Source organism: Bacillus timonensis (assembly GCF_000285535.1).
GTDB classification, from domain to species: Bacteria; Bacillota; Bacilli; order Bacillales; family Bacillaceae_L; genus Ferdinandcohnia; species Ferdinandcohnia timonensis.
The window spans coordinates 161080-176599 of record NZ_HE610986.1; the positions used below are offsets into that span (position 1 = coordinate 161080).

The 15520-nt window shown below is 37.1% G+C and carries 13 protein-coding genes; 4 read left to right on the forward strand and 9 right to left on the reverse strand.

Annotated features, from left to right (window positions below; all coding sequences use genetic code 11):
* The first annotated feature begins 21 nt into the window (after window positions 1-21).
* Window positions 22-1026, forward strand: a complete 1005-nt coding sequence (locus BTHG_RS09345) for a DUF3231 family protein (protein ID WP_010676492.1) — start codon at window positions 22-24, stop codon at window positions 1024-1026.
* Between the two features lie 30 nt (window positions 1027-1056).
* Here BTHG_RS09345 and BTHG_RS09350 read toward each other — a convergent pair whose 3' ends face one another.
* From BTHG_RS09350 to BTHG_RS09365, 4 genes are all read right to left on the reverse strand, one after another.
* Entirely contained in the window at window positions 1057-1881 is an 825-nt protein-coding gene (locus tag BTHG_RS09350) for a MurR/RpiR family transcriptional regulator (protein WP_232284446.1), read from the reverse strand.
* Window positions 1882-1909: 28 nt separating this feature from the next.
* Window positions 1910-3289, reverse strand: a complete 1380-nt coding sequence (locus tag BTHG_RS09355) for an aspartate aminotransferase family protein (RefSeq protein ID WP_042341788.1) — start codon at window positions 3287-3289, stop codon at window positions 1910-1912.
* 162 nt (window positions 3290-3451) lie between these two features.
* The gene (locus tag BTHG_RS09360; RefSeq protein ID WP_010676495.1) at window positions 3452-5458 is read right to left on the reverse strand and encodes a TRAP transporter permease; all 2007 of its coding nucleotides are present in this window, start codon (window positions 5456-5458) and stop codon (window positions 3452-3454) included.
* 164 nt (window positions 5459-5622) lie between these two features.
* A complete protein-coding gene (locus BTHG_RS09365; protein WP_010676496.1) occupies window positions 5623-6633 on the reverse strand; it encodes a TAXI family TRAP transporter solute-binding subunit in 1011 nt (336 codons plus the stop codon).
* Window positions 6634-7009: 376 nt separating this feature from the next.
* Between BTHG_RS09365 and BTHG_RS09370 the strand changes: the two genes are divergently transcribed.
* Complete coding sequence (locus tag BTHG_RS09370; RefSeq protein WP_010676497.1) at window positions 7010-7438, forward strand: DUF4064 domain-containing protein; 429 nt, start codon at window positions 7010-7012, stop codon at window positions 7436-7438.
* A gap of 70 nt (window positions 7439-7508) precedes the next feature.
* Here BTHG_RS09370 and def read toward each other — a convergent pair whose 3' ends face one another.
* Both def and BTHG_RS09380 read right to left on the reverse strand, forming a co-directional pair.
* Window positions 7509-8090, reverse strand: a complete 582-nt coding sequence (gene def / locus BTHG_RS09375) for a peptide deformylase (protein ID WP_026021757.1) — start codon at window positions 8088-8090, stop codon at window positions 7509-7511.
* Window positions 8091-8230: 140 nt separating this feature from the next.
* Window positions 8231-8908, reverse strand: coding sequence for an SGNH/GDSL hydrolase family protein (locus tag BTHG_RS09380; protein WP_010676499.1), 678 nt, complete (start codon window positions 8906-8908; stop codon window positions 8231-8233).
* 159 nt (window positions 8909-9067) lie between these two features.
* On the opposite strand from BTHG_RS09380, the gene BTHG_RS24605 reads away from it, so the two are divergent.
* Complete coding sequence (locus tag BTHG_RS24605) at window positions 9068-9679, forward strand: DUF1836 domain-containing protein (protein WP_010676500.1); 612 nt, start codon at window positions 9068-9070, stop codon at window positions 9677-9679.
* A gap of 590 nt (window positions 9680-10269) precedes the next feature.
* Here the strand turns inward: BTHG_RS24605 and BTHG_RS27335 are convergent.
* The gene (locus tag BTHG_RS27335; RefSeq protein WP_010676501.1) at window positions 10270-11328 is read right to left on the reverse strand and encodes a peroxiredoxin family protein; all 1059 of its coding nucleotides are present in this window, start codon (window positions 11326-11328) and stop codon (window positions 10270-10272) included.
* A 133-nt stretch (window positions 11329-11461) separates the two neighbouring features.
* On the opposite strand from BTHG_RS27335, the gene BTHG_RS09400 reads away from it, so the two are divergent.
* A complete protein-coding gene (locus BTHG_RS09400; protein WP_010676502.1) occupies window positions 11462-11797 on the forward strand; it encodes a thioredoxin family protein in 336 nt (111 codons plus the stop codon).
* A gap of 43 nt (window positions 11798-11840) precedes the next feature.
* Here BTHG_RS09400 and BTHG_RS09405 read toward each other — a convergent pair whose 3' ends face one another.
* Together BTHG_RS09405 and BTHG_RS09410 are read right to left on the reverse strand one after the other, a co-directional pair.
* A complete protein-coding gene (locus tag BTHG_RS09405; protein ID WP_010676503.1) occupies window positions 11841-14981 on the reverse strand; it encodes an MMPL family transporter in 3141 nt (1046 codons plus the stop codon).
* Window positions 14982-15443, reverse strand: a complete 462-nt coding sequence (locus BTHG_RS09410) for a MarR family winged helix-turn-helix transcriptional regulator (protein ID WP_010676504.1) — start codon at window positions 15441-15443, stop codon at window positions 14982-14984.
* Between the last annotated feature and the right edge of the window lie 77 nt (window positions 15444-15520).

Sequence of the window (15520 nt, forward strand, 5' to 3'; positions counted from 1 at the left end):
ATGTTTTGAGGAGGGGGCTTCGTGGAACAAAAAAATATCCGTCTATCTAGCGCTGAAATTAGTGGATTATGGACGACATTTATTCAAGATAGTATGACAGTTTGTTTGATCAAATACTTTCTTCACCATTTAAAGGATGAGGAGATTAAACCGATATTGAACAAATCTTTTCATATATATAGTGGGCAAATGAAAGAGATTAAGCGGATTTTCTCTGAAGAGAGAATTCCAATACCAGATGAGTTTTCAGATAAGGATATTGATTTATCAGCACCTCCTTTGTTTTACGATCCATTTTCCTTGACATTTGTTTATTCAATGAGTCGAATGAACATGATCAATTTTAGTTTTATTACGTCAAATATTGCTAGGGAAGATGTGCGGTCATTTTTTTCAAAATGCCTATCAGACGCACTGGATCAATATAATGAGTCCACCCAGTTAATGCTTGAAAAGGGGATTTACGACCGCCCACCGTTAGTCGTTTATCCTACTGAAAATCACTATGTAGAGAAAACGTCATATTTAACGAAATTAATCGGTGAAAAAAGACCATTGAATGTCATTGAAATCACGGAGCTATTTTTTAATATAGAACGTAATTACTTTGCGATTGTTCTTTGCATAGGGTTCCTGCAGGTCGTAAAAGATAAGGAAATTTCCGAATTTATCAAAGAAGGGAAAAAAATTTCTGAAAAACAAATTACCTTCATTAATGATTTATTAAAAGAAGAAAACCTGATGGGTAATATTTCTATTCCGATGGAGGTAACAGGGTCCACCGTTTCGCCTTTTTCAGATAAACTTATACTCTTCCTATTCCATGCTCTCAACGGCATCGACATTACTCTAATTGGACACGCCCAGTCCTTATCAATGAGGACTGATTTAGTTGCTTTTTACACAAAAACGATTGGTGAAATTTTTATATATGCTGCAAAAGGGTTTAATTTACTCGTCGATCGAGGGTGGATGCAAGAACCGCCACACACGCTTGATAGGATTAAATTACAGAAGCACACATAAATAAACGATGCGCAACTTGAGCACATCGTTTTATTTATGAAAAATTTGAAACCTCTCCCACACTTCCTCTAAATCCGTAAGATGCTTTTCGACTTCTTTCCGCTTTTCACGACCAACTGCTGTTAATAATGCATTTACTAAACTTAACGGTGCAACAAATGAATCAATATATGATGGCATCTCACTTGGTGAACAAAGAACAATATTCGCATAAGGAATCAAGGGAGAAAGCCTCGTATCTGTAATCGCAATGACTGTTGCACCTCTATCTTTGGCAAATGACACCGCTTCAATGGTGTTTCTCGTATATCTTGCAAAACTTAGTCCAATTACAATATCCTCTTCATTGATTCGAAATAATTTTTCGGAAATTCCATTCGGATTCCTTATTAACTCCGTATTTTCGAATAATAAATCTAAATAAAACTCAAAAAATGAACCGAGTGAAGTAGCACTACGATTTGCAACTATGAAGATTCTTTTTGCTCCGATAATTGCTTGAACAGCTTGACAAAATGCCGACATATCAAATTGGTCTGCCATCTTTTGAATACGATTAATTTCTGCCTGAAACATTTCATAAACTGCTTTATCCTCTGACTCATACATATCCTCTGAAATTTTTAGTCGTTCAACTGTGGTAAGCTGTCTTTTAACAGAATCCTGCATGGCTTTTTGCCACTCCGGATACCCAGTATACCCAAGAAATGTAGCAAAACGAACAACGGTGGCCTCACTAACACCAGCCATCTTAGCTAGCTGTCCCACTGTAAAAAATGGTACAGATTCCGTGTTTTCTATTACATACTTTGCAATTTTACGTTGTGATTTACTCATTTCTGATAATTTATTCATTATATTTTGGTATACCTCTTGCATTCTCTTATTGTATTCCTTTCACAATCCGAATCGCCTTTTCATGCATTCTAACTGTTTCTTTACAATCTTCCTCTGTATGCACAATAGACATGGAATACCGATTTAGTGGCTTTGTATAGATTCCTAGTTTTAAAAGTACATCATCTATTTTTCTGCGTAGAGTCATATCTGCTTTTAACAAATCACGGTAATTTCTAATCCTATGATTAGTATGGACAATATTAAAAATACTTCCCCTTCCTACAGTCTGCATAGGTATATCATACGAATCATACAGTTTTTCAAGGTTTAATCGGAGTGCTTGCGTTTTTTGTAATAATTCAGGGTACACATTTTCTCCCTCTAAAACTCGAATCGTCGCTAATCCTGCTGCTAAAACAATTGGATGTCCGTTATAAGTTCCACTATGAAATAGAACATCTTCTTTCTTTGGAGCATTTCCACCTGCAGATAAAATATCTCCGCCTTTTGAAGGGTCCATTGTCTCCATTAAATCTCGAAGTCCACCTATCGCTCCAATCGGAAAACCTCCTCCCAGCACCTTTCCGAGTGCTGTTAAATCTGGCTCGATTCCATAAATAGATTGAGCTCCACCAAGTGTCAGGCGAAATCCTGTTTTTACCTCGTCAAAAATCAAAATAATGCCCAGTTCTTTGGTTACCTTCCGAAGTCCATCCATAAACTCCTTTTCAGCTGGTATAAATCCACCTTGAACAGGTTCAATAATAACCGCTGCAATGTCGTCTTTGTGTTGCCGTAGTATTTCTCCTGTTGACTCTATGTCGTTAAAAGGTAGAATAATTGTATTTTCAACGTGATACGGCGATATCCCTTTCGATTCTGGTATAGGATTTGGTTTCTTTTCGTTACCTGCTTCATTTATATCAGGGTTTACACTTAACAAAACCTCATTATAGCCTCCATGATAATGCCCCTCAAATTTAGCAATTGTTGTTTTCCCTGTATAGGCTTGCGCTATCCGAATCGCTAGTAAAGTAGCTTCTAATCCCGAATTCGTAAAACGTACCATCTCAATACCAGGAAAATACAAAATAAGTTTATTTGCCATCTCGATTTCTAATCGATGTGGAGAGCCGAATACATGTGTTCCTGCTAATGAAAATTGATTATTAACAGCAGAGGCAATGTCAGGGTGACCGTGACCTAGAAGTAGTGCTCCGTAGCATAATAAATAATCGATATATTCATTCCCATCTACATCAATTAAGCGACTTCCTTTTCCTTTCTCCATAAAAATGGGATGAGGTGAAAAATACTTAATGTTCGCGGAAACTCCTCCAGGTATAACAGATTTAGCCTTCGAAAATAAATTCGCAGATCCAATCATTTTATCAGATACAAGCTCATGGTTTGATTGAAACATTGTCAATCGGAAGCACTCCTTTGAAATTTAAATTTCAAAATCATGAACGGTGAAAGATTTACTTCATTATAGAAGAGGACAAGTTTGAGAGTAAATAGGCAATTTCCTAAAAAATATCGTTCTGAAAAATAAAAACCACCCTTTTAAAAAGGGTGGTAAAAATTAGTTGAGTGACATCGTAGGTGCCTGGATATGTTCTTTTGGGCGGCGTGATTGGATATATAGTATAGCCAATAACGCAATGACTCCTGCAGCTCCGAAGTAAATGCTCGGAGAAACTAGGCTTAAGCCTGCTGCAAATAGAATGATTCTCTCCCAGATAAATGTTTTGCGAATGAAAAAACCAACCATTGCAGTACTGATGCCAATCATCCCAATAATCGCAGTTACCACTGAGATGACCAAGAATGGAATCTCATAATCTATTAAAAGCATTTGTGGATTGATTACAAAGATGAATGGAATAATGTATGCAGCTGTTGCAAGCTTTGTTGCAGTAACACCTGTCATAAATGGATTGGCCCTTGCTAGACCCGCTCCCGCATACGCGGCTAAACAAACCGGAGGCGTAATGTCTGCTACAATACCGAAGTAGAATACAAACATATGAGCGGCAAGAACTGGAACATCTAATCCCAGGATTAACGCAGGAGCAGCCATTGTAGCCGTAACAACATAGTTTGCTGTTGTTGGTAACCCCATCCCGAGGATTAAACAAGCAATCATTGTGAAGAACAACGTTAGAATTAAGCTTCCAGAACCTAGTGCAATGATGCCATCAGCAATACGACCACCAAGTCCAGTTTGAACAACAACGCCAACAATGATCCCTGCAGACGCACAGGCTGCAATTACTGGTAATGCAACCCTTGCACCTTCCTCAAGTGTTTGAATAATACTTTTCAAGGACATCCTTGTATCTTTTCGAACGAGACTTACCAAGAATGAAACAAGAATTGCAACCAATGCAGCACGCATTGGCGTCTTTCCGGTTAGTAATGTATAAAAAATAACGATCAGAGGTAACAATAGGTATCCGCGTTCAAGCATTAACTTCTTCGCTTGTGGCAGAGTCTCCTTTGGTGCTCCTACAATCCCGATTTTTTTCGATTCAAAATGAACCCCCAAAAAAACACCAAGAAAATATAAGACGGCTGGAATAATCGCGATTAACATAATTTGGCTATATGGGATATTCGTATAAGAAGCCATAATAAATGCGGCTGCCCCCATGATTGGTGGCATGATTTGACCACCCGTCGATGCCGATGCTTCTGCCGCTGCCGCGAACTCTGGCTTATAGCCAGCCTTTTTCATCATTGGAATCGTAAAAGAACCAGAACCGACGGTATTTGCTACAGAACTTCCTGATACCATCCCTTGTAATGCACTAGCAACAACAGCCGCCTTCGCTTGACCACCCGTAAACCTCCCAGTAATGGCGAAAGCAATGTCATTAAAAAATTGCCCGACACCTGTACGAATTAACATAACACCAAATAATAAGAATAGAAAAATGAAGGTCGAGGAAACTTGAATTGGCGTACTATAAATTCCTTTCGTTGTTAAATACAAATCCGTAACTAAGGTATTCCATGAAAAGCCACGGTGGGCAAATAGTTTCGTAGGAATCAAGTTACCATACAATGCATAAAGAATTGCCACACTCGATACAATAACAATCGGAAGTCCAACACATCGTCTAGCTGCTTCTAGTACTAATAAAACCCCTAAAGTTGCCACAATAAAATCTGGGGTTGTATAACCAAAGACAATCCGCTCTGTTACAAGTTCCTCATAGAATAGTACATTATAATACCCGACACCTAATGAAATGATTGCTAAGAGTACATCATACCAAGGTATTCCCTTTTGTTTACGATGCAGCCCTTTTTTTACTGGATACAATAGGAAAATTAAGCCTAATGCCGTCCCTAAATGAATTGGACCTTGGATGCGAGCTTCGAAGGCACCACGATAACCAGTAAATAGATGGAATATCGTTAGGCCAACAGCCAAAATGAGTATAACCCACTTCCACTTTCCTAGATTCCTTCGGTACGTACTTTCTCGATCGTATTTTTCTAGAATCTCTTCTGTCGACACATTTTCATTAAGTTGAGTAGGCTCGTTTGAATCCCTCATCTCCTTCTTCTTCCACCATTTCATTCTTCTCACCACCTGTGAATTCTGTTTTATCTACACTCAATCATGAAAGAAAAAAATCTGAGTCGGTCCTTTAACCGGTTCAGATTAGCTAATCACATAAAATCCTTTTGGAAAAAAGGGCTAGAACACATTGTGTCAAGCCCTTCATCTACCCTTTGAAGCTATTAATCTAGTATTCCGACTTCTTTATAATACTTCTCTGCACCTGGATGGATTGGTAAATCACCTAACCCACTAAGTGCATTTTCCTTGGTCATGTGAGCAGCTTGTGCATGTGTATTTTCACTTGCTTTTTCTAGCATTACTTTTGCAAGCTGGTAAGCGAGATCATCATTAACTGTATCTGTATTCGCAACTAGAACAGCAAATGCCGATACAACATTCGCATCCTCTTTTAACCATTCGTAAGATCCTGCTTTAATTGTATAACCAGTGTAGCCACTTGTTTCTTCTACCGTCTTTAATTCATCACCTGTTACTTCTAAAAACTTTACATCTCCAACTGAAGCTTGAAGCTCATCAATACCTGCATCAGGTAAGCCTAAAAGTCCAAATGATGCATCAATTGTACCATCCTGTAGCTTTGATTTTGCATCACCAAATCCTTCTTGGTATGCCTCATAATCACCATCATTAATACCATAAGCGGCTAAAACAGCTTTCGTTGCAGTTTGCGTTCCGCTTCCTGGAGGCCCAATTGCGATTCTCTTTCCTTTTAGGTCGGCAATTGTTTCAACGCCCGTACTTTCACGTGTAATAATTTGAAGAACTTCTGGATAAATATGTCCAATAAACGCAAAGTTCTCTACCTTCTTACCTTCAAAGTCCCCTTTTCCATTAAGAGCATCATAAGCAGGTAGATTAACAGTCATTCCAAGGTCAAATTCACCATTTGAAATTTTCGCAAGGTTTTCAACAGAAGCTCCTGATTCTGTTGATGTTACGTTAACGCTTTCAATATTCTTGTTCCAAACATTCGCCATTTCTGCACCAAGTGGAAAATAGGTCCCTCCTTGACTTCCAGTACCCATGAGAAGATCGACTGTATCGGAATTACCGCTACTACCCTCTCCTCCTTCGCCCTTGTCGTTACCATTCGTGTTATCACTACTACATGCAGCAATGACTAAAACCAATGCTAATAGCAAAGTTAAAAAAGAGTACTTCTTTAGCATTTGCATTCCCCCTACTTTATTTATTTTTTATGTAGACCCTCAAAATAGAGGTTTACTACCAAACTATTATATGGTTTATTTTGGTATATTTGCCAATTAAGAACCTATAATTATAGGTTAACATAATTCGTTTGCGGTTTGCAAAATTTTTTTAATATTCTCTTAACATACTTGAAATAATTCTTTTAAAATCTTATGAGATGATCTTGAAATATATTGATTATTTTTTACCATCTTTTTTGAAACCTTTTTCCGACTCTTTCCGTAAATACAGTAATTCCAAATTTGGAGAGGATTAGGCAAAAAATCGGATTGCATACTATATACTGTATAGTACAATCAAAAAGAAACATTTTTTACGAGGGGGAAATATTTTATGAAACGTACTGGCGAAATTGTCTTAACGATTATTGGAGCATGCTTTTTTGCTTTAATTAGTGTATTTGGTTTTATGTTTTTAGGACTTAGTGAGGATAGTGCTTTTACACAGGAAATGGAGAATATTGCAGCTGAAGATCCATCACTTGAAGGAGTGGAAATGGGGTTCCTTACTGATATGGTAGCAGCTGGTGGCTGGTATTTCATTATCGTGGGGATTCTTGCTATTATTCTTGGAATTGTATCGCTCGTCCTTTTAAAAGGTGATAAGCATCCAAAGGCTGCCGGTATCCTGTTAATTGTTATTGCTGTATTAAGTACACTTGCTACATTCCTAATCTCCATTATTGCAAGTATTCTTTACTTAATTGCAGGAATCCTTTGCCTGGTTCGAAAGCAAAAAGAATCTTTTAATCCGGAATATTAACTACAAAAAGCTTGAAGGTTCTAATCACCTTCAAGCTTTTCTTTTATCACGCCAACCCCTCCATTGATTGTTAGTAAAGACTTTTAATCTCAACATTTTCGGGAAGCTTAAATGGATTCTCCTTGTTAATATGGTCATAAAACATGATTCCATTTAGGTGATCGATTTCATGTTGGAACACGATAGAAGCATAACCTTTTAAACGTAACGTAATTTCTTGCCCATTGATATCGAATGCTTTTATTTTAATTTTTTCATATCTTGGCACATAGCCCTCAACCGGACGATCAACAGACAGACAACCTTCTCCTTCCGGTAAATACGTCATGGATATAGAATGGCTGATAATTTTCGGATTCACAAGATGATATTCATATAATTTGTCATCGAAATCTGTGAAAAATGCGACAAACATCCTCTTATTGAGACCCACCTGGTTTGCGGATAGACCCACTCCAGGCCGTAAACCATACTTTTTCGCAAGCGCAGGATCCTGACTGTTTTTTAAATAATTCATCATGCTAATGAGTGATTCCTTATCCCCTTCAGAAAGGGGCACAGGAACCTCTTCCGTTCTTTGAGCTAAAATTGGATGCCCCTCACGAACAATATCCTTCATCGTAATGATGTAATCTGATTGATAGTAATTCATTCTTTTCATCTACCCTTTTCTCTTTTTCATGTAATTATCTTATCCTTCTCTATATGTTATGTCCATTGATATACAGTTTTTCGCATTACTTCCGTTGTATTCATAATAAAAGAAAAAATGCCACCAAAAATGGAGGCACATCAAACCAATGCATATTTTTCAAATGAAGAAAAGATTTCACTGCTCATTGTTTTATAGCCCTTGCCTGTCAAATGAATACCATCATCACTAATGAAGTCTTGTAAGTCACCTGAATGTTTCATGGCAGTACGGACATCGATTTTTTGGACATTTAATTGTTCCGCTAAGCTGTTTAAACTGCGGTTATAAAGGCCATGCCAATGTTCAATACCACCTTGAAGGCTAATCCAATGACTAATTGAACTACCATACGTTTTAGCGAGCATCTTGTAATATCGAACCGGGTCAAGTGGTGGTAATGTCATTAAAACAGGGATACTATTGGATTCTTTAATTCGTTCAATTAATTGTTTTAGATTTTCAATATATCGGTCAATCGGTACAATTGGTTGATGCTCTTTTTCAGGGTTTTTCGCCACTTCATCCCATTTAAAGTTACAATCATTGCCACCAATATTAATGATGACGTAATCAGGATGCTCGGAAATTACATCCTTGTCAACACGAGACAATAGTAAATCGGAATTATCATTAAAAACACCTTTATTTACGACTGTAAAATGATCTGAAACAAATTCCTGCAAAAATGCTGGATAATTCTCTTTTAATATACGCATGCGGCCTTTAACAAAAGAAACACCTCTAGTTAAGCTATCTCCAAAACAAACAATTTTCATATTTATCACCGCTTATTTTTATTTGCATTACTATAACATGTAGTTTTTAATACTACTTATAATAATATACATATTACATCATCTAGTCAAGATTTACTTATTGGTAGTTATAGAGTAAACTAGGTAACAAATAATATCGAAAAAAATGAGGTTAATACTGTGAACATAGACATTGATAACAATATTTTTATAGAGGATATTCCTCAAATTGATTTATATATGGACCAGGTAATTCAATTGTTTGAAAATACGTTTACGTCTGCTAAAAGAAATGAAGATGAAAAAGTCCTAACGAAAACAATGATCAACAATTACGCAAAAGGGAAACTACTATTCCCGATAAAAAATAAAAAGTATTCAAAAGAGCATTTGATTTTATTAAGCTTGATTTACCAACTTAAGAGTGGGCTATCAATCAATGATATTAAGGCGACACTTGATGGTATAAATCAACGGATTATGAATAATGAAGAATTCAACCTAGAGGCATTTTATAAGAACTATCTAGATTTATATAAAAAAAATGCCGCCGAATTCAAACAGGATATTGAGACGAAAGTAAAGGATGTCGAGGAGGAATTGGGCTCCGACAATGATAAACAACTGAAAAAGGTGCTCTTAATATTATCCTTTATTACAGCTAGTCAATTCTATCGTCGTGCAGCGGAAGCATTGGTAGATGAATTAATTGATGAGCAGAGTGAAAAAAAGAAAAGTGATTGGTTCTTAGTAGTTCGGTTCAGAGGTAGGGAAAAAAAATACAGTGTCTAAGCAAGCGAATTAGCCTATATATTTGCTTGCTTTTTTGTTAAATTTCACTATCAAAAATGCAATGTATTTAGCATAGGATTTAATTCATGGCCAACAGCTAAATATGTGTTAAAAGCATGTCAAAAACGATGAAATTGTGTAATAAATAATAATTTTCTTGTCCTGATTCCCGTGTCTGATTCAAGAAGGTTGATTGAGGGATTAGGTTGAGCACTCGAGCAGATAAATTGACGGATAAATTCCTCTTATTTGTAATAATTAATAAAAAAGCACTTAAATAAACGGAGAGATTACGCCTATTGATTCGAAAAATTTAAAAATGGGGGACTTTTCATTGCATAATCGGAAAACTTCCACTTATTTTCCCCAAAAAGAGCTTCAGTCTGCATTTAACCGAAAAACCTCCGCTTAACTTACTATTGCTGACTTTCCTCATAAACTAGAGAAGCAGAGATGCAAAACCAACCTCTACATTTTTATGTGACATTATATTGGCTAACCATATGCGATTTAGCTTGATATTGACCTTATGAATTCGGTTTTTCGACTACACAATCGCAAACTTAGATTGGTTTACTTTTCTTTTTTTACTACTCCACACTATTTAGTAAATCATTCATCATTTCCTTATCCATTGGCCCTACGACTTTTTTCCGGACAATACCCTTAGAGTCAATCATATAGCTTGTTGGAATAGCGTAAGCTTGATAAATTTGGCCAATTTCCCCGTGCTCATCAAGCATCACAGGGAACGTTAGCTCATATTCGTCTACAAACCTTGCAACATCTGAACTCTTCTTCTCTGCTGTTGTTAGATTAACGGACAGAAGTTCAAAATTATTTTCTTTATTTTCCATATAAAACTCCTGCATATGTGGCATTTCGGCTTTACAAGGTGGGCACCAACTTGCCCAAAAATTTAAGATGACCTTTTTTCCTCTAAAGGCAGAAAGCTTCATTTCTTCACCATTTATTGTTTTTAACGTAAAATCGGGTGCCAGTTGGCCTTCAGAAATTCCTACTTTACGTTCATCTGTTTTTGCTTCTTCTGCTGGGTTGGCAGATGAGAGATTACTATTGATTGTCCATACAATTAGTCCAACTAAACCTACAATTAATGCTACCTTTTTAATCACATGTAACACTTCCTTTTTTTGTTGTCCTTTACTATAGAATGTCAACAATAAAAGAAAGAATGCACTCATTGATGTAATAAAGTGAAAGACTATGTGTGCCTTTAGCCAAAATAAGGAGAGTAAATTACCGAGCATAATGGTTACGAAACTTGTGATTAGTATTGCGCGGATGAAAAGTGATGACGCAACCGTCCTCTTTTTAATGTGATAGAGAAGATAAAAGAGCGTAAGGTAAGCTGCAATCATTAATCCTTTCGTTCCACCGGTAAAATACAATAATGACATTGGACTTTTTATGACAAGTTTTGGTTCTAGGAGTAACAAACTCCCTTTCCACGCCAAAAAGCCAATGAAAACTCCATTCGTAAGGAGATTGATTATATTTTTGGTCATTTCTTTTGATTGTGTTTTAGCTAACCAGACTCGTACGAGGAAAAGTCCTGCAGTTATGCCTATTGCTAGGATGACCCACTTCACCATGATAGTTAAAGAGCCAATTTGGATGAAATCCATACTGTACCTCCACTGTTTGTGAATTTCATGTAAATTACTAACATTTTACCATAGAGTCGATGCATAAATTTAATGTTAGGATTAATCTTAACAGTGATACTACTTTTGTAATTTATGATAGTAGGTGGACAAGATGAGAGATTTTGAAGAATTAACATCACTTGATGCAGTGAAGGCTTTTATAGAGCAACATTCTCTTTCTTTTATTTACATTTCAAGAACGAATTGCAGTGTCTGTCATGCTTTGTTGCCACAGGTTAAAGAGGTAATGATTGATTTTCCAGAAATTCAGCTCGGTTTTGTGAATGCAGATGATGTTGAGGAGATTGCCGGTTATCTTTCTATTTTTACAGTTCCTGTATTGATTTTGTTTGTAGAAGGAAAGGAATATGTTAGAGATGCCCGATTTGTTCCGATGGAGTCTTTTAAAGAAAAGATTGAGAAGATTTATCAGAATTACATTGGATGATGTTTTTAAAAAGAGGCTCCCTTTGCAAAAGGAGCCTCTTTTTTTATTCATTTGTTGGTCGTTTGAACGGCCACCAGTTAGCAATACCAAAGTTTTTAACCATCACTGGGATAAATAATGGCAGAATCACAAACGCGTACAGCATGAGGCCGACGAGTGTGATTGATGCAATCTGGAGCAATGATAACATTCCAGATGGCATCATGGCAGCAAATGTTCCTCCAAGAATAATGGCTGCTGAAATAATAACAGTTCCCATCTTCTTCATAGAAAGAAGCATTGCTTCTGCCACTGGGATATCACGAAATTCGTTAAAGCGGTCCATTAAGAAGATACTGTAATCGACTCCAAGTGCGACGAGAATTACAAATCCAAAGAACGGTACCGCCCAGCTAATACCGGTATATCCTAGAATATTAACAAATATCACTTCATTAATTGCCATTGAAGTGTAATACGTTAATATCAATGAACCGATGAGATAAATTGGCATGATCAATGAACGGAACAAGAAAATTAAAATAAGCGCAATCCCGATAAACATGAGTACAATCGTTCGAGAATAATCCTGCTCAGACATTTTACTTAAATCAGTATTCGTGCTTGTGATACCACCTAATGCAACATCTGCATTCTCAAGCTTTGTATCTTTCGTTGCTCTCGCAACAGCGTCTTCGATTTCATTGATTTGCCCCATCGCCTCGTTGGAATATGGGTTCGCTTCAAAAATGACATCGAATGTCATGACTTTGCGATCTTCTGACATGTACACATCCAGTACTTGTGCAAAGTCATCACTTTCAAGTACTTCTTCAGGCATGTAAAAAGCATTCAATTGTTCTGATTTAGATAGATTTGATAAGTAATCTTGAGCAGAACCTAATCCATCAGAAACTTGTTCGAGACCATCTGCACTTTGTGTAAGTCCATCTGTTAATTGGGTGATTTGGCCACCTAAGCTTCCAAAACCATCCAATAACTGCTTTTGTCCATCGTTTATTCCCGTTAAGCCGTTTGTCACTTGTGGCATTCCTTTAACGATTTGACCCTGGCCATTGGCTGCTTGGACAAGCCCTCCCTTAAGCTCTTGGAGACCAGCGATTAATTGTTCAAGACCTGCCGGTAATGCCGCCTGTTCAGCAAGTAATTTTTCAAATCCTGCGTTAGCTTGGATCATTCCAGAATTAACAGCTGAAAGGTGACCGTTTAATTCTTGTATTCCTGCTGATAGCTGTGGAATTCCTTGTAAGGATTTCTTCATTCCTTGGTATACTTCATCTTCAGCAATACTTTCTTCCGTTTCAATATTTTTATAGTAGCCTTCTAAATAGGCAAATCCACCATTGTTTAACTGATTTACACCTTCAGACATTGCGTTTAGCGCATCTGCGATTCCTTGATAACCAGTTTGTAAACCAGCAATTCCAGTTTGGGCATCTTTATACCCAACTAATAGATTCGTATTATAGTATTTCAATAGTTCTTCCGCACCGACTTTTGCTTCTTCAACCTTAGCAATCATCGTATCAATTCCAGCTGTTCCACTGCGAATGCCAGATTCAATTTTTGAAAGGTTGGTTTGGATTTCAGTAAGGCCAGATTTCACCTGATTTGTACCAGTAATTAGTTCACCAATACCGTCGGTTGCACTTTTTAGATCTGGCTCAGATTTCGCAAGCTCACTGCCTGCTTCTTGTAGACCATCCTTAATTTGAGTGAGTCCATCTTTTCCTTCTCCGAGACCTTCCTCAAGTGTTTTTGCTTGGTTAGCAACAAATAAATCCTCGATTGGTTCACCGGTTGGCCTTGTAACTGAGCGCACTGTATCAACTAGGTCCACTTTTTCTACTTCATGGCTGATTCTTTCTGCCAGTTCAATATATTCGGTGGAGTCCATGGCTTCGTCGTTTTTCACAACGATTTGGGTTGGCATGGATTCACCAGGTCCAAAGCTTCCTGCAATGGCATTGAAAGCCTTGATTGAATTCACATCTCCATTTAGTTCCTCTAATGAGTTATAAGATAGCTCACCATCATATACAAATAGAAACGGAGCAACAATTGCCGCCACAACTAATAGAGATAAGAGTGGACGACGCAATGAAAATCGTCCCGCAATTTCCCAAATCTTACTGTCCCCATGATCCAAATTCTTCTTAGATGGCCAGAATAATTTTTTCCCTAAGACTGCCATAAAGAATGGAACAACTGTGAATAATGCCCCTAATAAAAGTGCAACACCTACAGCTACTGCAACTGCAGATTGGTATAAAATAAATTGTGAAAACCCGATTGCAGCAAAACCAATCATAACAGCAATACCACTAAAAAGGACAGTTCGCCCTGCATTTTTATAGGTTTCAATAATCGCCTCTGTTAAACTCTCTCGTTGTGCAAGCTCCTCTTTAAAACGACTTAGTAGCAGAATACAGTAGTCCGTTCCAATTCCAAACAAGACGGCTACTAAGAAAATCTGTGAATAAGTTGATATCGGAAAGTCAAACTTGTCAACCAGCATCGCAACAATGGATTGTGACGCAAGATAAGCAAATCCTACTGTTACAAGTGGAATAATAGGTGCTATTAGTGATCGAAACACAAGTAAAAGAACGACAAGAATAAAGACAACAGTAATACCTTCTGTCTTTTTTAAGCCTTCTTGAGAACTTGTTACAAGGTCTTCACTTATTAGCCATTCACTAGTGTAATAATGATCGACCTTCACATCTTCAATTGCTTGATATAAAGCATCGCTTACTTCTTTTGGTTCACGATCATTCCAACTTACGGTTACAGAAGCAAGGATTGATTTTCCGTCTTCTGAAACAAGCTGTTCCTCTAATGTCTCCTCATTAAAATGAGTAAGGATATCGGTAATTCCGATTTCGTCTTTCTTTTCTTCTAGGATCCGGATTGCTCTTTCAGCTTCCTTAACTTCGTCAGCCGTTAGTTTCTTATCTTCATGAAACACAAGGGCAACCTGCGTTTCATTCCCACCACCCTCTTGGGACTGGACATCGTTTAATATTTTTCCTGCAATGGAGGATGAGTATTCATCTGGAACCGTAATCTGGCCTTTTTCACGAACTAGGTCCGCCATATTCGGAGCTGCCATAAACAATCCAGCTACGACAACAATCCAGGCGATTAGCACAAACCATTTCCGTTTAATAATAAAATTCATTTATTCCACCACCTTGTTATTCTTTAGTTGTTTTAAGATTCCATTCAGTTTTTCATAGGTTGTTAAGAATTGAACAATCTCTACTTCTGAAAATTCACCAATAATTGATTCGACAAGCTTACATACTCGTTCTTCTGTTTTTGAAAATAGTGCTTTACCTTCGTCCGATAATGTTAAATAAACAAGTCTACGGTCGTTTTCATCACGCGTTCTTTGAATAAAGCCTCTTTCAAAAAGGCGATTAATAATCGCAGTAATCGCACTCTTTTTCACTTCGAATACTTCTGCAAGTTCTGTTGATGTACATGAACCTACCTTATTTATGTAGCGAAGTGTATAATGTTGTTCATTTGTAAGGTCACTTCCAATTTGTTCCTTTACAAGCGATTCCGCAATTGTATTCACTGAAAAAGAAACATCTAGGTATTGATCAACCAATTCCTTTATATTCGTTTTTTCCAATTACTACTCACCTCACAAAATAAAAATTCACACATCCAATAGTTAAACTGTTTAACTATTAACATAGTTAACTATAT

What these genes read in the sequence shown, in the direction of transcription:
- BTHG_RS09360 (WP_010676495.1), bottom strand. Translation starts at nt 5,458, where the DNA reads ATGAAATGGTGGAAGAAGAAGGAGATGAGGGATTCAAACGAGCCTACT.
- BTHG_RS09380 (WP_010676499.1), bottom strand. Translation starts at nt 8,908, where the DNA reads ATGAAAATTGTTTGTTTTGGAGATAGCTTAACTAGAGGTGTTTCTTTT.
- BTHG_RS09355 (WP_042341788.1), bottom strand. Translation starts at nt 3,289, where the DNA reads ATGTTTCAATCAAACCATGAGCTTGTATCTGATAAAATGATTGGATCT.
- BTHG_RS09370 (WP_010676497.1), top strand. Translation starts at nt 7,010, where the DNA reads ATGAAACGTACTGGCGAAATTGTCTTAACGATTATTGGAGCATGCTTT.
- BTHG_RS09400 (WP_010676502.1), top strand. Translation starts at nt 11,462, where the DNA reads ATGAGAGATTTTGAAGAATTAACATCACTTGATGCAGTGAAGGCTTTT.
- def (WP_026021757.1), bottom strand. Translation starts at nt 8,090, where the DNA reads ATGAATTACTATCAATCAGATTACATCATTACGATGAAGGATATTGTT.
- BTHG_RS09350 (WP_232284446.1), bottom strand. Translation starts at nt 1,881, where the DNA reads ATGAATAAATTATCAGAAATGAGTAAATCACAACGTAAAATTGCAAAG.
- BTHG_RS09365 (WP_010676496.1), bottom strand. Translation starts at nt 6,633, where the DNA reads ATGCTAAAGAAGTACTCTTTTTTAACTTTGCTATTAGCATTGGTTTTA.
- BTHG_RS09405 (WP_010676503.1), bottom strand. Translation starts at nt 14,981, where the DNA reads ATGAATTTTATTATTAAACGGAAATGGTTTGTGCTAATCGCCTGGATT.
- BTHG_RS27335 (WP_010676501.1), bottom strand. Translation starts at nt 11,328, where the DNA reads ATGGATTTCATCCAAATTGGCTCTTTAACTATCATGGTGAAGTGGGTC.